Origin of the sequence: Thermosipho sp. 1244, assembly GCF_018588215.1 — a bacterium.
Lineage (GTDB): Bacteria > Thermotogota > Thermotogae > Thermotogales > Fervidobacteriaceae > Thermosipho > Thermosipho affectus.
Window position 1 is genome coordinate 1 of the sequence record NZ_LNGA01000031.1, and the last position, 21,509, is coordinate 21,509.

Sequence of the window (21,509 nt, forward strand, 5' to 3'; positions counted from 1 at the left end):
AAGTATTTTATTATATTTTTGTATCTATTTTTTGATTTCGGATTAGTCTCTTACTATTTTTGAAACAGACTCATACCTTTTGAAGAGTGTTTCAAAAAATAGGGTTATATAAACAAATCTGAGGAAAAATCAAATAAAAAATTGCTTTGAAATACTGCCAAATCTATTTTCTATCTACAGATTATAAAAAAACACCTACTGCTTTTAAACAAATATTGGAAATATAACCTATTTCTCTTTGAAACATTTGGAGCATATGCATATTTTTCTGTGGAATATAATACGTGCTAGATTTTTAGTTTTTATTTGTAATATACATGATATTGGAAAAGTTATATTTAGTACTGTACAAACATTTAAAATCTTTTTTTTATATAATCAACAATTTCCTTTTCAGACATAACATTAAATTCATATTGTTTTTTTGAAAGTTTATAACTTTCAAAGTTTATTCTTATTCCTTTTAGACTCTCCTTCATCCACTTCCTTATTTTGTTATATTCCCCATTACTAATAAATTCCCTACCATAAAATGGGGTTTTTTTCTTTGGAATCAAAGGATTAACACTTAAAGTTATTGATTTATACCCCATTTTTTTTACTTTCTCTAAAAAAGACTTTAATTCTACAAAATCAAATAATTCCTCACCTACACCAACTATATAATACATCTTTATACTGTTAAAACTTACTTTTCTTCCAACATCAAGTGCAAATAACAAATCATCCTCATCTATATCCTTCAACATTAAATTTCTAATTCTTTGTGAAACCCCTTCAGGTGCAATGGTAAAGCTTTTTTGACCACTATCTTTTAACAATCTCAACAGTCTCTCAGAGATACCATCCGCCCTCATAGATGAAACGGAAAACTTTATATTATATTCCTCTAAAATATCCAATAATTCATCCAACCATGGATAATCTGTTATTGTAGCACTAATTATTCCAATTGGATAAGTTTCATTTTTTAAAAATTCTTCTATAACATTTGGATGTACAAACTTTACCGGCTTTTTATTATACCCCATCACACAAAAATTGCATCTTCTAATACATCCCCTACCAATTTCTAGAAGCTTTTTTTCACCAAATTCGGAAAATCGTGTTACAAAATGAGAAACAGGGAGTTTTTTTCCAATATCAAAGTTTGTCACTTTATCTTCCCATTTTAATCTTTCAAAATATTCCAATCCTTCTTTTCTGCTTTTTAATAAAATTCGAATTCCCTCTGAAACTTCTTTAACCTTATCTTCTAAATCTCCAACAATTATTACATCTGCAATGGGTTTAATCAACTCTTCATTAAAAAATGTAATTGCTCCACCAATCACAATAACTGGTGAATCTTCATCTCTCTCATTGGCAAGCAATGGTATTCCAAGTTTTTTTAAAATATCCAAAATATTCTCAAAATCAAGCTCAAAATGCAGAGAAAATAACAAAATTCTATTTTCATCTAACGGTTTAAAAGATTCAACGGAATAAAATTTTCTAAACCACTTTTCATAGAAATAACGCTCTGGGTATATACCACTTTCCCAAAATAGTTGTTGTACCCAACTCCACGAAAGAGATGATGCAGCTACTGCATAATTATTTGGAAAAACTAAGGCAACCCCCTGGTTGCCCATAAATTCTTTGAATCTTTTTTCTGAATCACTAAATTTTTTAACATGTGAATATTCTAGAAAATCATCTTTTTTACGTGGCTTCCTCAACTGCTTTCCTCCTAAGATAATTTCTTGAAACTACAACCCTAACAAATTCTGCCTCAGCAACTTTTTTATTATCTTTCGTCAAAATTCCAGAAAAATATATATAATTTTCATCAATTTTTGTAACTCTAACTCCCAAAACCAATTTATCACCAACCATCACTGGAAATATCTGTTTTACCTTCACACTCAAAACAACGGAAATCAAATCTTCTGGTAATACTTCTGATAAAATTTCATATCCAACTCTTACAAATTGTTTAATAATACCAGAAGTTGAAACAAAATGATAATTTCTCATTTCATCATCTTCGTCCCAAATATAAGAATCATCGGGAACAAACTCTATAGTTTTACTTATCCCCTCTATCTTCCTCCACAACACTATCATCCCCCTTAAGTAACTTCCTTAACTCTTCTCCGCTAATCTCTTCTCTTTCTAACAAAATTTGAGCAAGTTCATCTAATTTTTCTCTATGTTTATTTAATATTTCTTTTGCCCTGTTATAACATGTATTTACGATATTTTGCACTTCACTATCAATTAATTTTGCAACTTCTTCACTGTAATTTCTCATTCTTGTAATTTCTTTTCCCAAAAATACTTCTTGTTCCGTTTTTCCCCAAGCAAGTGGTCCAAAGTTATCACTCATACCAAGTTCACAAACCATTTTTCTTGCTATTTCCGTTGCTCTCTCAATATCATTCGCCGCACCACTTGTTATATCGTGAAAAACTATTTCTTCTGCCGCCCTTCCTCCCAACAAAGCTGTTATATTATCCATTAGTTCATTTTTACTAATAAGATACTTATCCTCTGCGGGAAGATGCAATGTAAATCCCAACGCTTTATAACCCCTAGGTATTATAGATACCTTATGAACCGGGTCAGAATTTGGTAATTCTGTTCCGACTATAGCATGCCCTAATTCATGATACGCAACAATTTCCTTTTGCTTATTCGAAATCAATCTCGATTTTCTTGCAGGGCCCGCAATCACCCTATCAATAGCTTCTTCAAAATCATCCATAGTCATTTGTGTTCTACCATCTCTTGCTGCAAGAAGTGCTGCTTCATTAACGAGATTTTCCAAATCCGCTCCAACAAATCCCGTTGTCCTTTTTGCCAAGATCTTTACATCTACATCTTCAGATATAGGTTTCCCCCTAAGATGTATTTTTAAAATTTCTTCCCTTCCTTTTACATCTGGTGGGTCCACCACTACTTTTTTATCAAATCTTCCCGGTCTTAAAAGAGCGGGATCTAATATATCTGGTCTATTCGTTGCCGCCATCACGACTATTCCTTCTTTTACGTCAAACCCGTCCATTTCCACCAAAAGTTGATTTAACGTTTGCTCCCTTTCATCATGTCCACCACCAAGTCCAGCCCCCCTATGTCTTCCAACGGCATCTATTTCATCGATAAACACAATACACGGTGCATTAGATTTTGCTTGGTTAAACAAGTCCCTAACTCTTGCTGCACCTACACCAACAAATAACTCTACAAAATCAGAACCGCTTATATGAAAGAAAGGCACATTTGCTTCTCCTGCTACTGCCCTTGCAAGCAATGTTTTTCCAGTACCCGGAGGCCCAACAAGTAAAACCCCTTTAGGCATCCTTGCACCTATTTTGTTAAATTTTCCAGGATTCTTTAAAAAGTCAACTATTTCCTGTAATTCTTCAACTGCTTCGTCCACACCTGCAACATCTTTAAAGGTTATCTTTTTCTTACCTGGAACCACCTTTTCGGCTCTACTTTTGGTAAAAGTAAACGCCTGATTATTTTTTCCGCCTAATCCTCTTATTAAAAAACTAAACATAAAAAGCATTAAAATGAAAAATAGTAAATTTCCTACAATATTAACCCAAAAAGAACTATCTACACTTTTTTCACCATTTACGATTATTCCCTTATTAACCATTTTATTAATAAGGTCCATATCGTATTTAACCCATGGTGCATAAACGTTATATCTCTTTCCAGAAATAGTTCTTAATATTACACTTCCATCATCTTTTATCGTAACTTCTGCAATATCACCGGCATCTGATTCTAGTCTTTTAACAAAATCGCTATACCTCATAGATGTTTCTGAGGTATTACTGTTGAAAAACACCCCCTCAAGTATCCAAAAAATACTTAAAATTATTAAAAGTCCTACAATTATTGATCCAATTCCTTTATTCAAAATAATAAACCTCCTTTCACATTCACAGATAATCCTTCTTTAGAGACACTTTCTTTATCAACGTAAACACCTGGAACAAAAAACACCATTTCATTATCCACAAAAACGGGTATAATTCTCCTAATAAATGATGGGACCTTTTTCCTCACAAACATTTCCTTTAACTTTTTACCCCCTTTTATCTTATCTCCAAACTCCCAATTTCTTATAACAAAAGAACTCTTATTAAATATTATACCATCTTTGTCATTTTTTCCAATTTTTATATTAAAAGGTTCTATATAAATTTCCTGTGGAGAATTTATTTCGTAACGAAATTTTCTACTTAAAAAATCACCCAAAAAACCATACCCATACGATATTTCTACTCCATAATTTCCCCAAAAACTAACTTTAAAACTTGTTTTGGAAAGATTTTTCTTCAGCCTATCAAGCTTTTCCTTATCAGGGGCAATTCCATAGTGTTTTAATGTCTGTCTTCTTACAAATTCAATTAAAACATAATCATCATCTGGTATCTTAAAAAGTATTCCATTTAAAAGTGGTACACTCTCTAAATTTATTTTTTTATCCACGAACTTTTCCAATTCCCATAAATTCTCTACAAATCTAAAAACAGCTCCTTCAAATGCCGGATTTATTTTTTTAAACTTTGGGACTATCTCATGTCTTATAAAATTTCTTGTGTATTTTACATCGTAATTTGTTTTATCTACCACAAAATCTATGTTATTTTCTTTTGCAAAAGATTCTATCTCAAATCTTGTATAAAAAAGTAAAGGTCTAATTATATCTCCACTTACAGGTTTCATTCCATAAACTCCAAATGGACCAGTTCCCCGTGAAATTCTAAAAAGTACATTTTCAACTAAATCATTCAAATTATGTGCAACTGCAATCTTTTTTACTCCTAATTTTTTCTTAAAGTTTCTCAAAATGCCATATCTTAACTTTCTTGCAGCTTCTTCAAGTGTCAATTTATTCTCTTTTGCATAAGCTAATGCATCAACGCTTGATGTAAAACATGGAATATTTAACCTCTCACAAAATTTTTTCACAAAAATTACCTCATTTTTAGATTCCTTCCTTATACCATGATTAATCGTTGCACAAAAAATTTCTATTCCTATTTTTTCTTTTACCTCATTTAATATGTATAACAAAGTCATAGAATCTACACCACCTGAAACAGCAACCAAAATCTTATCATTTTCCGTGATAACACTATAATCGTTTATCTTTTCGATAAAACTCTCTATCGATAACACATTTTCACCTTCTTTTTATTTGCTAAATTCCACATTAGTAGTGTATAATAAAATTGATAAAATTAAAAGGAGGTTTTCATGTATGAAAGAATTAATAAAAAAACTTACCGAAACACATAGTCCAAGCGGTCGAGAAGAGAAAATTAGAAAAGTAATCCTCTCTGAGCTAGAAGGTTACATCGACGGTTATAAAGTAGATAAATTGGGAAATTTAATTGTCTGGAAAAACGGTTCATCTGGCAAAAAAATACTTTTAGATGCACATATGGACGAGATTGGGGTAGTAGTAACAAACATAGATGATAACGGATTTTTAAAAATTGACATGGTAGGTGGTGTATCACCTTATACGATCTTTCGTTCAAAAGTTAGATTTGGTAATGTTGTAGGTATAGTTGATGTTGAAGGAGAAACAGGTCAAATTTTAGCAGAAAACATAAAAAATATGTCCTTTGACAAAATATACGTAGATATAGGGGCAAAGTCAAAGGAAGAAGCAGAAAAAATTTGTCCTATAGGAACTTTTGGAACCTTTGATGGATACTTCGTTGAAAACGGCGATTATTTCATCTCAAAATCAATGGATGATAGAATTGGTTGCGCAGTAATAATAGAAGTGTTTAAAAAACTTAAAAATACAAAAAATTCGGTATATGGAGTATTTGCAGTGCAAGAAGAAGTTGGAATAATAGGCGCAAGAGTTGCGGGCTATGATATTGATCCAGATGTGGCTATAGCAATTGATGTTACCGCCGCAGGTGATACTCCAAAAGCAAATAAAAGAGTATCAATGAAATTGGGAAGTGGAGCATGTATAAAGGTAAAGGATGGATATTCAATTAGTGATAAAGAAATGGTAAACGTACTAAGAGATCTTGCAGAAAAATACAATATACCATATCAAATGGAGGTTTTAATTTACGGAGGAACAGATGCACGTGGATATCAAAACACAAAAGCAGGTATTCCAAGTGCAACTATTTCTATTGCCACAAGGTATATCCACACACCAAACGAAATGGTACACAAAAAGGATGTAGAAGCCACTATTGAGTTGATTTTGAAATACGTGGAGGAGGGAATTTAAGCTGCGCTCTTTTACACCATTGGAATTAAAAATATTAAACACTCTTATACTTATTTTATCTTTAATAACCTTACTACTTCTAATATCAACTATTTATCTGTACATCAAAAAATCTTCTGTAAACGTAGATATTGTATACATTCCAAAAAAACTTGAATTCAAAAATGTAACTGGGAGTGAAAAACTCCCAGATTTTTCATTAGATTCCACAACCACTATGATCAAATTTGAAACATTTAATTATGATAAATTGTTAGTACATTCACTTGATATCTTAGAATACGGCACAGATGTTTCCACCTTTGTGGTAGACTCACAAAATGCCCTTAAAATAGTAAAGTTAAGTAAAAATTTTTTAATCAACAAGTTATCAGAGGATACATACTTTTTAGTAGTACCATCAAATATGAAGCTTCCAGGTCTTCTTGCCGGAAAAAGTGTATACACAATATTCTTAAAAACAGGGGAAAATGCAGAACCTATTTTTAGAGATATTCTAAATCTAAGATCAAATGGTTTTTCATCATTTGCAATAAAATTTAAAAGGAATAATAAAATCTTCTATTCACTTTGTTTAGGCGCTTTTCCAGATATCGATTCTGCTAAAGAATATTTAAACAATTTAAACGTAAAAGAATTAAAAATATATACATATAGGCCATACGTAGGAAGAATAACACACTAAGGAGGAAGAAAATGGAGATAATTCTTGGAATCATACAAGGTCTTACCGAATTTTTACCCGTTTCAAGTTCCGGACACTTAAGTATGTTCTCAAAAATTCTAAACATAGATTCAAATTTATCTATTTTTGCACTTTTACATCTTGCAACATTAGCCGCAATTATAATTTTTGTATGGAAGGAATTATTTGAAATAATAAAAGGATTTTTTAAATTTGAAAAAAATTATATAAATCTTATACTTAAAATTATTGTCTCTACAATACCTGCAGCAATTTTTGGTCTTTTATTTGAAAACAAAGTGGAATCTTCCATTTCAAATCTTAAAATTATCTCTTTCTTCTTTTTAGTAACGAGCGCCGCACTTTTTATTTCCGACAAACTAAAGGGAAAGAAAAATTATTTTGAAATAACATATACCGATGCGTTAATAATCGGTTTATTTCAGGCATTGGCAATATTCCCAGGAATATCAAGAAGTGGCTTCACACTATTCGGTGCATTAATTATAGGATTAAAAAGAGAATTAGCATTAAAATACTCATTTTTGATAAGTATTCCCGTAATATTTGGTGCGGGTATACTAGGTGTGAAAAACGTGCCTATTAACACAATCTATTTAACTTCCGCACTGGTTGCTTTCATATTTGGTTTATTTAGCTTATTTATACTTAAAAAAGCTACTATCTCAAAAAATCTTAAGATATTTTCCATATATTGTCTATTTGCATCTATTCTTTCGTTTATACTAGGAGGGATTTAAATGATAAAGATACACGCTGATCACCTTTTAACTCCAACGGGAAGCACTCCCAAAAAAGGAAAAGAAATGAAAGAATTATTCGAAGCATTTGACGTAGATGTGATAATTGATCATGGGAAAATTTTGGACATAAAAAAGCACAAATCAAAATCTGATTATACAATTAATTCAAAACTTGTAACTCCCGCCCTTGTAGATGCACATACGCACATTCCCTTCTATGGAAAACGTGCAAATGAATTTTACATGAGAGCACGTGGAAAAACCTATTCTCAAATATTTGAAAAAGGTGGAGGAATTCACAGCAGCGTAAAGATGGTAAGAAACGCAACCGTAGATGAAATAGTAAAAGAAAACATTAAATATTTAAAACTCTTAAAACAAAACGGAATATGTGCAATTGAAGGGAAAAGTGGATACGGTCTTGAAAAAATAAGTGAAATAAAACAACTAAAAGCAATATCAATATTAAATGAAGTACAAGATGTTAAAGTGATTCCAACATTTTTGGGGTTACATGCAATTCCAAAGGATAGCGATAAAACAGAATATATAAAAAATGTAAAAGAATGGCTAGATGATATCAAAAGTTTCACAAATACAATAGACGTATTTTGTGATAAAGGTGTGTTTCTCCCAGAAGATATTGAGGAATTTTTTAATTTTGCCAAAGAAAATGGATTTAAATTAAGATTCCACGCAGATGAAATAGCAAATGTCGGTGCAACAAAACTTGCGGTAAAGTTACATGCAGTCTCTGCAGATCATTTATTAAAAATAGATGAAGAAGAAATAGCTTTACTTTCAAAATCAAATACAGTTGCAACATTAATGCCAGGCACAAGTTTCTACCTTGGTGAAACATTTGCAAATGCAAGAAAAATCATTGATAAAGGTGCGGCAGTTGCTTTAGGTTCTGATTTTAATCCTGGATCATGTCCAATCTTTTCACCATCGTTTGTTATGCATCTTGCCGTAAGATTTTTAAAAATGGAACCAGAAGAAATATTAACGGCTTATACCTTAAACGCTGCACATGTGCTTGGAATTGAAAATGGAAAAATAGAACCGGGATTTCAATGTGATATTGCCCTTTGGAACACAAATGAATTTTTGGATATTCCCTATATGTTTGATCAAAACTTTCTAAGAGGTATTATAATCAACGGAAAGGTGACTATGTATGAAGTTTTTTAAACGTGCAGACATTGTTTTAATCCTTATCATAGTCCTTTTTTCCGTAATATTTTTTCCAAAAGTTAGTAAAAATTCCATTTTCGTGGTAAAAGTTAATGGAAAACTCTATTTAAAACTAACAAAACCCGGAGCATACAAAATAAAAGATAACAATGGAAAAGTCCTTTCAATTGTGCACTTTGACGGCGAAAAAGCTTGGATAACAGATTCAACTTGTCCTTTAAAGATTTGCGAAAAAACTGGTAAAATAGACAAAGGAGGAAAAATAATTTGTGTTCCAAACAAGATAGTCGTAGAATCGAAAGAACAAGAATTACAAACCTGGTAATATACGCCCTTTTGGTGTCAATATCTTCCGTAATGTTTGTCATAGAAAAATACATTCCATACCCCGTACCTGCTGGAAAATGGGGATTTTCAAATTTTGTAATATTATACACTGTATTAAACATTGGCTTTAAAGGCGGAGTGTTAGTAGGTACTTTAAAAACATTGATTGGAAGTATATTTACCGGAACAATATTTACCCCTCCTTTCTTTATGGGGTTTTTTGGTATAATCGCAGCTGTGATCTTTCAATGGTTATTTTCAAAATTAAATTTTTTTGGATACATTGGAGTAAGCGTTATAGGTATGATTGCAAACAACTTTACCCAGGTCTTAGTTGGAAGTATAATCATAAGGAGTAATTCTATATTTTCTTTTTTACCATTAATGATTGGACTTGGCATTATTTCTGCAATAATTAATGCCATCCTTGCACAAAAAATGGAGGAGATATTTAATGAATCTAATTTTGGCAACAACATCTCCTAGAAGAATAGACATATTCAAAATGCTAAATATCACGTTCAAAGTAATACCACCAAATATAAATGAAAACATAAATAAAAAAAATCCAGAAGAATTGGTAAAAAAACTTTCACTCATTAAAGCAAAAAGTATTAAAGAAAAAGGTATAATAATTGCAGCAGATACAATTGTCTACTTTAATGACAAAATTTTTGGAAAACCTAAAGATTACGATGAAGCATACAATATGCTTAAAACCCTTTCAGCAAATTGGCATACGGTATACACTGGAGTAACCATCCTAACAGAAAATGAAACAATCACATTTTGTGAAAAAACAAATGTGAAATTTAAACCTCTAAAGGATGAATTAATAAAATACTATATAAATACGTCAAAGCCATTTGATAAAGCAGGTGCATATGGCATTCAAGAACTTGGGGCTATACTCGTAGAAAAAATAGAAGGGGATTTTTACAACGTTATGGGATTTCCAATTTCAAAAGTCTGGGATATCTTGTGGGATAGGGGGATAATAAATGCTTCCACGAGAAAAACTTCTGGTAGATGGCGCGGAAAAACTTTCTAATTATGAACTAATATCCATTCTAATTAGAACTGGAACAAAAGATAAAAACGTATTTGAACTTTCAAAAAAATTACTCGAATATTTTGACAACAGTCTTCTAAAATTAAGCAAAGCAAGTATAGAAGATTTATGCAACGTAAAAGGACTTGGCAAGGCAAAAGCTGCTACAATATTTGCAGCAATCGAACTGTCAAAAAGAGTTTTAAATGAAGAAAGAAAAGGAAAAACTTTAAATTCACCTGAATTAGTATATGAATATTGCAAAGATATGAAGCAATACGATCAAGAAGTGGTAAGGGTAATAATGCTTAACTCTAAACTTTCAGAAATTACTTCAAAAGATATAACAATCGGACTTATAGACACAAGTCTTGCACATCCCAGGGAAATTTATAGAGAAGCTATTAAAAATTCCGCAGCATACATCATTCTAGTACACAACCACCCATCTGGAGATGTAAAGCCAAGTAAAAATGACAAAGATTTAACTTTTAAAATCAAAGAAGCAGGAGAAATAATAGATATAAAGTTGCTTGATCATATAATTGTTGGAAATGGATTTTACAGTTTTAAAAAAAATAAATTACTTTAAGGGGTGTCAAAATGGAAAAAGAAGATAAACTAAAAAATATTTTAGAACTCAAAAAAAAATTGGAAAAGGAATTGGTAAAAACTGGGAAAAAGAAAAAAGAAAAGATTAAAAATAATTCTACTAAAAGCGGCAAAGATATTAAAAAATTAAAAGAAAAACTTATAAAAAAAGCAAACATTTCAAAAGAAGACAGCCACACCATTTTCGATATCAATAAGCAAGACTATGATGCAAGTATTGAAGAAATAATCAACACTTTAAGAAAATTTTCCACCACCGACAAAATATTTCTGGCATTGATAAACATTTTAGAGGGAAATTTTGATAAAGCTAGTGAGTTTTTAAACCAAAATACGGTAATTTCAAAATACAACTTGCTACTTACAAAACTCTATAAAAAGCAAAACATATCAAACGAAATCGTCGAATTTATCAAAAACAATCCGCATTCTATATACCCTTATCTATTACTTTTGGAGTATTACATTGCAAATGGATTATCCAAAAACTTTTCAAAAATATTATCTCAACTATCAAATATAGATAGCTTTTTTAAAATTATCCTCGATGCCTATATGGGAAACCAAATAGATACAAACACCTTAAAAAACGTAATTAAAACAAAAGTTTTTCCGTCTCTTACTCTATTTTTCATCAAAAAGAAAAACTTTGAATCAGAAAACACCAAAAGTTTTTGTCTAAACACAAACTACAGTTTAATTGAAGGAAATATACCACCAAACAGACCATACTGCATAAAATCAGTTTTTGCAAATACCGCCTGGGCACTATTAAATGGCCGTGAAATAAATCTCAATAACCTAAAAAGGTTTGAAAAAAACCCAGAATATAATCTATTTTTTGGATTCTTCTATTACAACAAGAACTTGTTTGAAAAATCAAAGATATTTTTTAGTAAATTTGAAAATCAAGTGGAAAAATACGAAATTAAACTATTTTTTAACAAAGAAACGCTTGTTGGCTTAAAACAATTTTATTATATTCCCAGAGGTTATCAAAAAAAATTAAGTGGAAACATATTCGACATTATCAGCCAAAATCCAGAGTACGACTTCTACGTTGAATACTTTGATCCAGAAGTTGTTAGGTTGTTATTTTCGGAAAAACATTGTAAACTAATATACGGTGATTAATATGAAAAAGATAATATTAATTTTTCAATTGATTTCTATAGTTGCATTTTCAAAATTTTCATTTTTTACCACAAACTATATCGAAAATTTAGAAAATGGGTTACAAATAAACCTAAGTTATGCATTTGGAAACTGGCAGCAAAGTTATATTCTAAAAGGCGATGGACCTGGAAGGGCTTTAAATCCTGCAGAAAGCGGATTCTATATCTTTGAAAAAATCCCTCCCTATCTAAATTTTGAGATTTTATTTCAAAATAATAATTTTGTGCTCTATACCAATGTACCATTTTCCAAAGAAACAACTGTAAAAATTAAAGATCCTTTCTTGAATTTTTCATTTACATCTCTTGATATGAACGGACCTGAAAACTTTTTACTTGGATATCTAAAAAAAGATCTATTTATAGGTATCGGAAGATATCCCATTAAATGGGGGGATTCAAAATATCCCATTACAATATCAGATACTACTTTCCAAGATAATCTTACAATTTCAAAAAAATTTGAAAATTTCACTTATACTTACCATTTTATTTCTTCTTTTCCACTTCTAACAAAAGAAGAAAAGCACATTCAAGAAAATTACTACGAAAAACACACACCAAATTTATATTTTTTTGAACCATTTAAAACCATTGTTGCACACAGATTTGAGTTCTTCTTGGATGATTTTAGAATAGCAATAGGTGAGTTAAACATAGTAGGTGGAAAAGCACCAGATTTAATTGATTTAAATCCACTAATGTTTTTTCACAACACATATGGTGAAGGCTATTCAAACGTCTTATCATCTGTAGATTTTTCGTATAATTTTAAAAACTTTAAAATATTTGGAGAATTTGCACTTGACGACTATATAACCCCAACAGAAACAGAAGATTACAAACCCAATGCATACGGATATAATTTAGGTATTGAATTTAATCTTGATAATTTTAATATTTGGTTTGAATACGATTTTACAAGCGAGTGGATGTATATTACAAATTACCTTCCATATTTAAGGATAAACGTAAGACATTTTTATCTCGATAACAATAACAGCCCTGGGAGGGCACTTGCAGATTTTCCACTTGGATTTAGATATGGTCCAGACGCAACAATGGTCTCAATGGGTGGGAATTACAAAATAGAAAATTTAAAAATTTCATTTACTTATAATTTTCTTGTCAAAGGTACGGTAAATGATGATGGAAAAATAAGGTGGAAGTGGTTTTGGGATGCATGGAATGAAAATGTGTCACCACAAGGTATAAAAATAGAAAAATCAACTGATTTAAGGTATAATATTATTGACTTTTTAGTTGTATACAACTTTTTTAAATTTAACATCTTTAAAGTAAATGACAATATACTATTTATTTTTAGTACAGAGGTGAAAATATAATGTTTACAGTGGCATTTTATGTATTAAATATACTAATCTCTTTGATAATAGTACTCTATGGAAAATACAAGAATGAAAAGAGAACAAATTACCTTCACGAAAATAGGAATCCAGATTACAATCCGCTAGTTTCCGTTATAATCCCATGCTATAACGAAGAGGAGGTAATTGAGAACACAATAAAAACTGTAGCAGACAGTAGCTACAAGAATATTGAAATAATAGTGATAGATGATAATTCTAAGGACAAGACATACAAACTTGCCAAAAAACTCGAAACAAAATACAAAAATTTAAAAGTTATAAAAAAGAAGGGAGAAAAAGGAAAACCACAATCTATAAACGAAGCAATGAAAATCGCAAAAGGTGATATTATATTATTTATAGATGCTGATGCAAGAATTCCAAAAAATTACATCTCGTCTCATATCTTTTGCTTTTCAAATCCAAAAGTGGAAATGATCTTTACAAATTTTGAAGCATACAATTTCAAATTTAAACCCGTATTCATTATTCAAGAAATTTATTTCAATTTTGTAAAAACTATTTTCTATTCAAACATAATAGTTAGAATGATATTTATGGGAAATGGTGTCTTCTTTAAAAGAAGTCTTCTTGAAAAAGTACTTCCTATTGATCCGAAAACATTAGTTGATGACTTTAGCATGGCCACAAAATTGTCAAAACTAAAAGTAAAAGAATATTATTCTACCTATCCATTTATAAATATCCAATTTGCAACAAATTTCAAAGATTTATGGAAACAACATAAAAGATGGTATATAGGTGGATTTAGAGAAATGTTTCAACGTATAAAAGAGGGAAATTTTTCATTTTTATTCTATTACATGTTGGTAGGATTTATAATTTTCTTACCATTTATATCCCTAGTATTAGATATGTTTTTTCACATTGGAATGTTAAAATTTGTTCTAGGATTAATAATTTCAGTATTTATTTTGATGTGGGTTAGTTCTCTTGATAGTAGACAATTTGGTTTTTTCTCACTTGTTTATTCTTTTCTTTACGTACCCATTTTAATGATCTTCGAACTCTTAGTGCTAATTTACAGTTATATTATAGGTCCGTTTAATAAAAAAATTCCGTGGTATAAAGTAAAGAGGGAAAAACTTTAATGAAACCTATGAAAATTTCTGTTGTAATTCCCGTTTTAAATGAAGAAACAAGCCTTGAAAATACGTTAAAAAGCATCAAAAATCAAACGTATAAGAATTTTGAAATTATAGTTGTAGATAACGGAAGTACAGATAAATCCGTAATGATTGCAAAAAAATACACACAAAATGTACTTTTTGAGGAAAAAAAGGGCCCAATAAATGCAATAGTAAAAGGGTTTAAATATGCAATTGGAGATATATTAATAACATGCGATGCAGACTCTATATATCCAAAAGATCATTTTGAAAAAATTGTAAAAAAATTCAAAAAGAAAAAAAATCTTTGTGCAATCTATGGACCTTTTCTATTTATCGAAAACAACAAATTCTCAAACTTTTTCGTGTGGCTCTTTTACATAACATCAGATTTCCTTTCAAAAATATTTACAAAGACATATATAGTAGGTGCAGCTAACTTTGCAATAAAAAAAGAGTGTTATCTAAAATCAGGTGGATACGATACCACAAATAATTTAGCATCAAAAGATTTTCGACTTGCAAAAAAATTGTCTCGCTTTGGTAAGGTTTCATTTTCTCCTTTTCTTCTAGTTCTAACATCGAATAGAAGATTTAAAAAAGAAGGATTATTAAAAAGCTTAAAAAAAGCTTTTGCTTTATGGGCAGATGTGGCTTTCAATCTTAACAAGATAACCTACAGCACTTATTACACAAAAGAATATTACAGGAGGAAGAATGAAAAAGAAAAATAAAATTATTATCGGAATTATTTTATCCATTATTATATCCGGAGTTATCTTGCTCTTTTACAGTTTTTCATTAAATAAAAACATAATAAAAACGATATTTTTTTCGATTAATTACAAAGAATTTTTATGTGCAATTATTCTCGTATTACTGAGCTTTATAATAGACGGCATTAAGCATTACATTGTTTTTAAAACCTTAAATCAAAAAATAAACCTAATATCTTCGATAAACTCATGTTTTGTTACGGGATATTTCTCATCAGTTACACCTTTTTCAATGGGTGGTCAGCCTTTTCAAATATACTACTTAAACAAGCATGGGGTTGATTCAGCATATGCTACACAGGTTGTATTTCTAAGACTATTTGAAATGATCTCATTAATGTTCTTTATCGATTTAAACTATATTGTTTTTTTATCTAATAAAATTTACGGTGTTTCAAATAAAATTATATTCTTAGGATTAATACTGACACTTGCATCCTCAATTGCAATACTTTTTGGAATAGTTTTTCCAAAAACATTTATAAAACTTTTACATACTTTTGAAAAGCGGAAATTCCTTTCAAAAATAATCAACTTTGAAAAACTGGAAAATTGGTTCCACAAGCTTGATATGGTAATAAAAAAAATATTTAACAAACATAAAAAGTTAATATTAGTGGATTTCATAATGATGTTTTTACTATTAATTTTTCAAAGTTACGTTTTTTACTACTCCATATCAATATTTACAAATATGAATTTAAGCTTTTTTAAGTTCTTTTCCATAACAAACATAGTAAACGCTGTGGCATTTTTGGTTCCAACACCTGGTGCTAGTGGAAGTTTTGAAATAGTGTATACCAATGTTTTATCCGAATTTACTACAGATAAAGAAGCTATTATTAAAGGCGTATTATTTTATAGATTCCTCTCATATTACCTTCTAATAATAATAGGAACCGTTATTTTAATATCTTTGATGAAAAAGAAAACAAACTAACCTTTATCCACTCCATTTAAGAAAATAAATACACTTACAAACCATGAAACCACCAATCCTATTACAACAAGTTCACCAAATTCCTTTAATAATTCACCTTGTGCAAGCAGAAAACTACCAAATGCTATAACAGTAGTTAAAACAGATACGGTAACGGCTTTTTCCGTTTTCATTATGCTTTCCTTTCCATAAAAAACACTGTGAGATAAGTGAACCATACTATCCACACCAATTCCCAAAAAAATGGGAATAATAAGTAAATTTAAAAACGTCAATTCTATTTTAAAAATCAAATATCCTATTCCAACTGTGGACAAAATGGATAATATAACATAAAAAGTTATTTTCAACGATTTTTTAAAACTTTTTTGATCAACAAACAATGTAAATATAATAGCCAAAAAGACAAAGTACACCGCATTTTTTGTAGAATCAACTAAATATACCATAACTTTGTAAAATAATGCAGGATATCCAAAAACCTTTTCTTTTTTTAACTCGTTATCAAATATTTTCTTTAAATTGTTATTTTCCCACAAATTGAGTTTTTCCTTTGCATACAATAAAAAGTATCTGTTACCATTTGTATCGTAAAAAAACAACGCCGGTATATCCTTTTCTATACTAGAAACAACATCTTCAAACGTTTTTGCAGTTTGCAAAAGTCCTAAAGTTTCAATTAAGCTATTGTACAGACCATACTTCTTAAAGACTATATCAAGTATAGGTTCACTAACTATCTGATTTATCTTCCAATAAAATGCCGGACTTATTTCTTTTAATCTTTCAGGATCATTCATAAATGATAAAATGGAAAATGTGTTAGAAAAATATCTGGAATTTTCTATCTTTTTCTTTATGTTCTTCAACGATTCAAAATCTCTTGCACCCAGTACTATCTGACCTATTCCAAATTCTCCAAACTTTTCCTCTGCAAGTTTTAAAGCTATATTAAATTCTGAGTCTTTGGGGACAAGTCCAGGAGGAGTATACGAAAAGTTTTTAAAGGCAAAATATGCTCCAAAACTCGTAACAATAACCACACCCCAAATAAAAAAAGTTATAGGTTTAAACCTCCTTGTTAATTCCAAAAACTTAGAAAAATACTCTTTTTTTGGGACTCTAATTCTGTCAAAGAATCTCGAATACAGTGCAGGAATTAAAAAATTCATAAACGTATAAAATATCAATACACCTATTCCGGAAGAAATACCCATTTCTTTTAGTGGACGAGATGGACTTAATGCAAGCGCAAATAAAGAAATAGAAGTTGTAATTGCAGAAATAAACGAAGGTATAAAATTTTCTTTAATAGCTTCAATTATACTTTGCGATGATTTTCCATACAATCTTAAATTCTCATGAATTTTAGCGGTTATATGTATTCCATAATCTATACCAAGTCCCAATAACATTGCATTAACAAATGATGTAACTATATTTATCTCTTTAAACAGAAACACAATTATCCCCAAACTCGTTCCCATAGCAAGAATCATAACGTATAACAAAAAAAACATAGTACTTGTGCTCCCATACGAAATTAAAAGCAAAATGGAAATCCCTACTAAAGATACCAAAGTAGTAATTTGAAAATCCTTTGACACTTGTAAATTACCCGTATAATTACTCATTGCTGAACCACTAAAGAGTATATTCACACCAAACTTTTCAGATATATCACCGGCAATTTTCTTTAACTTTGGGATTGCCTCACTTAAAAATTTAACATCCGTTACAGGTTTAACCATTGAAAAATTCATCAACATTAGAGTTTTATCATCAGAAATAAGATAATATTTTTTTATTCCACTTCTTGAAAAAAAATCATCTGCAAAATTAGATACCGCAGAAATTGCACTTCCTAAATTTCTCCAAAATCTAAAATCAATCACAGAACGTGGTTCTACATTTACAACTGCATTGTAATAACTAATTATACTGTCAATGCTGTTCTCATCCACGGTAAAAATTCCATATTTTATAAGATTTTCCGGATTGTCAAATGCCTCTGCTTTTAAAATGTAACTCGTCTTTTCAAATTTATCTTTCATTTCAAATGCAAGTTTACCGGCATTTACACCTTTATTTAATTCAATGACTATCAACAAAGTGTTGGAAATCACCTTTTCTTTTGTAAACTTAACTAAATCCTGAAACTCCTTTATATTTTTTGGTGCAAGTTCTGTAAGTTCCGCATTAACCTTTAAATTTATAAAACTATACACCCCAAGAAATAATCCAAAAACTGAAAAAACAATTATTATCAACCTTGAATGATTTATTAAAAACTTTCCAAGGCGTTCTATCAATCAACTCACCCCCATAATAAACAAATAGAACGCAAAAAGCCTTAAAATTGCAACTTTTTTTCTATTTTCAAAATCTAATTTTCTAAAATTTGAAATCAAAAAACAAAAAAGAAAAGAAAATCTAGAATCTATGGAAATATGGAAAAACACATTTATTAAAAATATTAGGTAAACAAAAACAGGAACAAATGCATAGACCCAAAAACGGGACAATTCATTAAAAAGAAAGCTCTTTCCATCTAAAGAAGCAATTATACTAAAGACAAGAAAATATATTCCAAAAAATCCCAAAACAAATGAAGATAAAGTAAATTTTTCAACATGCAATACAAATGAAGAAAGCACATACACAACCAAAAATTCGAAAAAAACCAATATATTTCTAATCACATTTAACAACCCCATATTTTTCTAAAAGTTCTTCTTCAATTTTATTTTTTACATCAAAATTCACGCTTTCACCCTTTAACACTTTAATAACTGCTTTTCCAAATGATAAATCACTTTCACCTTTTCTTATATGAGGAACATAGTAAAACACAAATTTATCATAAATTAAAGCCTCAAAAAATATACTTCCCCACCAATATTTCCTTAACACATATTTTTTTCTATAATCTACTTTAAAGATTTTAAAATAATATTCTACGTTATCCAAAACTTTTTTACTTTCAACTAAAAAAGGAGAATCACCGTATATCAAGTTTTCGGAAAGTATCTTTTGCATTATTAACATGTTTTTAAATTTTCTTACATAATCAAAGTAAGGATTAACAAATAAGACAAAAGGTGGAGATTGTATTTCCACAATCTCCGAATTTAAGTTCTTTACAACCAAAAAAGAAAGTAAAACAACAACATTAACAAGCAAAATTAAAAGCGAAACAAATGCAATTCTCATTTTTGTTCAAGAAAATACTGTATTGCCCTCTTAATATAAGGATCATCTATATCCACCTTGGTAAACTCTTTTGTATAATCCACAACTTCTTCTTTGTGTTCTAACCTTGTTGCTTCATCAGTTATATATATATTCGGTTCAATTCCCACTCTATGAATATCTTTTCCACTTGGTGTTTTGTAGTGTGCTATCGTAATAAACGCAACGCCGCCATTGCTTAATGGGAAGCCCTGTTGAACTGATCCTTTACCAAATGTCTTTTTCCCAATTACCACCGCTCTATTATTTTCTTTAAGTGCACCTGTTACAATTTCGGATGCCGATGCTGAACCTCCATTAACTAATACAACCATAGGTACTCTTGGAAAATTATTACCTTCACTCAAATATCTTTCAATTTTTCCAACCCTTGGTTCAACTGTCACAATTAACTTTTCTTTATCTAAGAACATACTTGCAACATCTATCGCACTATCCAAGTAACCTCCAGGATTATCCCTTAAATCTAGTATTAAAGCTGTAACTCCCTTGTTGTATATCTTTTTCAAAGCCTCTTCTAACTTTTTAGAAGAAGGTTGATTAAATTGTGTAAGTCTTACATAACCTATTCTTCCCATCTCTGTTTCGACAAATCCATACTTTACAGGAGTAATTTTTATTATCTCCCTAACAATATCAAATTCTAAAACTTCTTCTCCTCTCAACACTGTGAGCTTTACCTTGGTACCTGGCTCTCCTCTCATCATATTAACTGCATCCATGTATGAAACGTCCTTTACAGGCGTTCCATCTATACTAATAATTAAATCACCTGACTTTAAACCAACTCTCCACGCAGGAGTACCATACATCGGACTAATTATTTTTATCGCCATGGATTTTGGATCATAAGTAACTTCTATCCCCAAGCCTCCATACTCACCTTTATTCTCAATTTCTCTTTCTTTGTAAACTTCACTGTTATAATAATAACTAAAATCATCCCCCAATCCCTTTATCAATCCATCAATACCTAAATCAATTACTTTGTTCACATCTACGTTGTCCATATCGTAATAATAATTTAAAATATAATATAAAGTTTCGGCAAGAGGTGTTAAACGTTCTTGAAACGTCTTTTCAGTTGCTCCACTTAAAAAAATAGAACCTATAAACAAACCAATAAGAACAAGGGTAATTGTAATATAATTTTTCTTATTCACCAAAAACACCTCCCATTTTTCTCAAAACTTTAGTTGCAAAGACAAGGTAAGTAGTATGTGCTACCATCCTATCAAAAGGTCTTAACCTCTCCGGATTGGGTTTAAACCTTCTCATTAAATTTTCCCACACTTCAACATCTATAAAAGGATATTCATACAACCTTTCAAGAACTTGTTGAACTTGATTGGTTGTAGGGCAAATTATACCTATCTTTCCTCCACCCTTTAGTGCTTGCCAACATTGCTGGATATAGTTATATGGATCGGGAACATCTAACAACAAAGCATCTATATTCATTTCGTCAAATCCTTGAGCAATATCTCGTAACTTTAACTCAACAAATTTGTCCAAGTTCCAGCCTTCCAAATTTTTCTTTGCAAGGTTATAAAAATCCTCTCTTCTTTCATAACCGTAAACCTTTCCTTTGTTTCCCACAATCCTTGCAAAAGCGCCACACATGGCGCCACTTCCAACACCGGTATCTATAACTCTACTACCAGGTTTTATATCCAATTTGAATAATATGTAGGATGCATCTTTAGGATAAACTATTTGCGTTCTCCTCTTCATATTAAATATCAAATCTATATATGTAGGTGGTAATATATAAAAGGTTCTTTCCTTTTTTCCAAAAGAAATGAGATCTCCATATTCTTTTCCAATCAAATCATCCATATTAACATGTCCTAAATGTGTACCTTTTTTCTTTCCCTTTTCTACCGTTATAATAATTTTACTACCATCTTCCCCGTATAATAAAACTTTATCTCCTTCTTTAACCAAGACTTTTCCTCC

Annotated in this window: 22 protein-coding genes; 13 read left to right on the forward strand and 9 right to left on the reverse strand. The window is 30.2% G+C overall.

All coding sequences use genetic code 11. From position 1 onward, the window contains the following. Nucleotides 1–356: 356 nt before the first annotated feature. The 4 genes from AS157_RS07645 to tilS are packed head-to-tail and all read right to left on the reverse strand — an operon-like array spanning nucleotide 357 to nucleotide 5,184. A complete protein-coding gene (locus AS157_RS07645) occupies nucleotides 357–1,721 on the reverse strand; it encodes a B12-binding domain-containing radical SAM protein (RefSeq protein WP_077288860.1) in 1,365 nt (454 codons plus the stop codon). After that, entirely contained in the window at nucleotides 1,705–2,109 is a 405-nt protein-coding gene (locus AS157_RS07650; protein WP_231450275.1) for a thioesterase, FlK family, read from the reverse strand. Before AS157_RS07650 ends, AS157_RS07645 begins: the two co-directional genes overlap by 17 nt. After that, nucleotides 2,072–3,916, reverse strand: a complete 1,845-nt coding sequence (gene ftsH, locus AS157_RS07655) for an ATP-dependent zinc metalloprotease FtsH (RefSeq protein WP_077288861.1) — start codon at nucleotides 3,914–3,916, stop codon at nucleotides 2,072–2,074. The genes AS157_RS07650 and ftsH overlap by 38 nt, the downstream gene beginning before the upstream one ends. Continuing rightward, complete coding sequence (gene tilS, locus AS157_RS07660) at nucleotides 3,913–5,184, reverse strand: tRNA lysidine(34) synthetase TilS (RefSeq protein ID WP_077288862.1); 1,272 nt, start codon at nucleotides 5,182–5,184, stop codon at nucleotides 3,913–3,915. The genes ftsH and tilS overlap by 4 nt, the downstream gene beginning before the upstream one ends. 82 nt (nucleotides 5,185–5,266) lie before the next feature. Between tilS and AS157_RS07665 the strand changes: the two genes are divergently transcribed. Genes AS157_RS07665 through AS157_RS07725 form a run of 13 tightly spaced genes read left to right on the forward strand, consistent with a single transcriptional unit; the run spans nucleotide 5,267 to nucleotide 16,298 of the window. Beyond that, entirely contained in the window at nucleotides 5,267–6,271 is a 1,005-nt protein-coding gene (locus AS157_RS07665; RefSeq protein ID WP_077197913.1) for a M42 family metallopeptidase, read from the forward strand. 19 nt (nucleotides 6,272–6,290) lie between these two features. Then, nucleotides 6,291–6,956, forward strand: a complete 666-nt coding sequence (locus tag AS157_RS07670) for a hypothetical protein (protein ID WP_077288863.1) — start codon at nucleotides 6,291–6,293, stop codon at nucleotides 6,954–6,956. An 11-nt stretch (nucleotides 6,957–6,967) separates the two neighbouring features. Next, entirely contained in the window at nucleotides 6,968–7,717 is a 750-nt protein-coding gene (locus AS157_RS07675; RefSeq protein WP_077288864.1) for an undecaprenyl-diphosphate phosphatase, read from the forward strand. Next, the gene (hutI, locus tag AS157_RS07680; RefSeq protein ID WP_077288865.1) at nucleotides 7,718–8,914 is read left to right on the forward strand and encodes an imidazolonepropionase; all 1,197 of its coding nucleotides are present in this window, start codon (nucleotides 7,718–7,720) and stop codon (nucleotides 8,912–8,914) included. After that, on the forward strand, nucleotides 8,901–9,242 hold the full coding sequence (locus tag AS157_RS07685) for a NusG domain II-containing protein (RefSeq protein WP_077288866.1): 342 nt from the start codon (nucleotides 8,901–8,903) through the stop codon (nucleotides 9,240–9,242). Before hutI ends, AS157_RS07685 begins: the two co-directional genes overlap by 14 nt. Nucleotides 9,243–9,256: 14 nt before the next feature. Further along, nucleotides 9,257–9,730, forward strand: a complete 474-nt coding sequence (locus AS157_RS07690; protein WP_255373650.1) for a Gx transporter family protein — start codon at nucleotides 9,257–9,259, stop codon at nucleotides 9,728–9,730. Beyond that, entirely contained in the window at nucleotides 9,699–10,295 is a 597-nt protein-coding gene (locus AS157_RS07695; RefSeq protein ID WP_077288867.1) for a Maf family protein, read from the forward strand. Before AS157_RS07690 ends, AS157_RS07695 begins: the two co-directional genes overlap by 32 nt. Next, complete coding sequence (gene radC / locus AS157_RS07700) at nucleotides 10,246–10,887, forward strand: RadC family protein (RefSeq protein ID WP_077288868.1); 642 nt, start codon at nucleotides 10,246–10,248, stop codon at nucleotides 10,885–10,887. Before AS157_RS07695 ends, radC begins: the two co-directional genes overlap by 50 nt. An 11-nt stretch (nucleotides 10,888–10,898) precedes the next feature. Further along, on the forward strand, nucleotides 10,899–12,041 hold the full coding sequence (locus AS157_RS07705) for a hypothetical protein (protein WP_077288869.1): 1,143 nt from the start codon (nucleotides 10,899–10,901) through the stop codon (nucleotides 12,039–12,041). 1 nt (nucleotide 12,042) lies between these two features. Beyond that, nucleotides 12,043–13,428 carry a hypothetical protein gene (locus AS157_RS07710; RefSeq protein WP_077288870.1) on the forward strand — a complete coding sequence of 462 codons (1,386 nt, stop codon included), beginning with the start codon at nucleotides 12,043–12,045 and terminating at the stop codon, nucleotides 13,426–13,428. Next, nucleotides 13,428–14,564 carry a glycosyltransferase family 2 protein gene (locus AS157_RS07715; RefSeq protein WP_231450278.1) on the forward strand — a complete coding sequence of 379 codons (1,137 nt, stop codon included), beginning with the start codon at nucleotides 13,428–13,430 and terminating at the stop codon, nucleotides 14,562–14,564. Before AS157_RS07710 ends, AS157_RS07715 begins: the two co-directional genes overlap by 1 nt. Then, on the forward strand, nucleotides 14,564–15,316 hold the full coding sequence (locus AS157_RS07720) for a glycosyltransferase family 2 protein (RefSeq protein WP_231450279.1): 753 nt from the start codon (nucleotides 14,564–14,566) through the stop codon (nucleotides 15,314–15,316). The genes AS157_RS07715 and AS157_RS07720 overlap by 1 nt, the downstream gene beginning before the upstream one ends. Continuing rightward, nucleotides 15,300–16,298, forward strand: a complete 999-nt coding sequence (locus AS157_RS07725; RefSeq protein ID WP_077288872.1) for a lysylphosphatidylglycerol synthase transmembrane domain-containing protein — start codon at nucleotides 15,300–15,302, stop codon at nucleotides 16,296–16,298. Before AS157_RS07720 ends, AS157_RS07725 begins: the two co-directional genes overlap by 17 nt. On the opposite strand, the gene AS157_RS07730 is transcribed toward AS157_RS07725, so the two are convergent. The 5 genes from AS157_RS07730 to AS157_RS07750 are packed head-to-tail and all read right to left on the reverse strand — an operon-like array spanning nucleotide 16,295 to nucleotide 21,497. Further along, nucleotides 16,295–18,610 carry an efflux RND transporter permease subunit gene (locus tag AS157_RS07730; RefSeq protein ID WP_077288873.1) on the reverse strand — a complete coding sequence of 772 codons (2,316 nt, stop codon included), beginning with the start codon at nucleotides 18,608–18,610 and terminating at the stop codon, nucleotides 16,295–16,297. The two genes, AS157_RS07725 and AS157_RS07730, sit on opposite strands and share 4 nt — an antisense overlap. Continuing rightward, complete coding sequence (locus AS157_RS07735) at nucleotides 18,611–19,000, reverse strand: hypothetical protein (RefSeq protein ID WP_197023158.1); 390 nt, start codon at nucleotides 18,998–19,000, stop codon at nucleotides 18,611–18,613. Continuing rightward, complete coding sequence (locus AS157_RS07740; protein ID WP_077288875.1) at nucleotides 18,993–19,511, reverse strand: hypothetical protein; 519 nt, start codon at nucleotides 19,509–19,511, stop codon at nucleotides 18,993–18,995. The genes AS157_RS07735 and AS157_RS07740 overlap by 8 nt, the downstream gene beginning before the upstream one ends. Continuing rightward, a complete protein-coding gene (locus AS157_RS07745) occupies nucleotides 19,508–20,713 on the reverse strand; it encodes a S41 family peptidase (RefSeq protein ID WP_077288876.1) in 1,206 nt (401 codons plus the stop codon). The genes AS157_RS07740 and AS157_RS07745 overlap by 4 nt, the downstream gene beginning before the upstream one ends. Continuing rightward, nucleotides 20,706–21,497, reverse strand: a complete 792-nt coding sequence (locus AS157_RS07750) for a tRNA (adenine-N1)-methyltransferase (protein ID WP_075665437.1) — start codon at nucleotides 21,495–21,497, stop codon at nucleotides 20,706–20,708. The genes AS157_RS07745 and AS157_RS07750 overlap by 8 nt, the downstream gene beginning before the upstream one ends. Nucleotides 21,498–21,509: the final 12 nt, after the last annotated feature.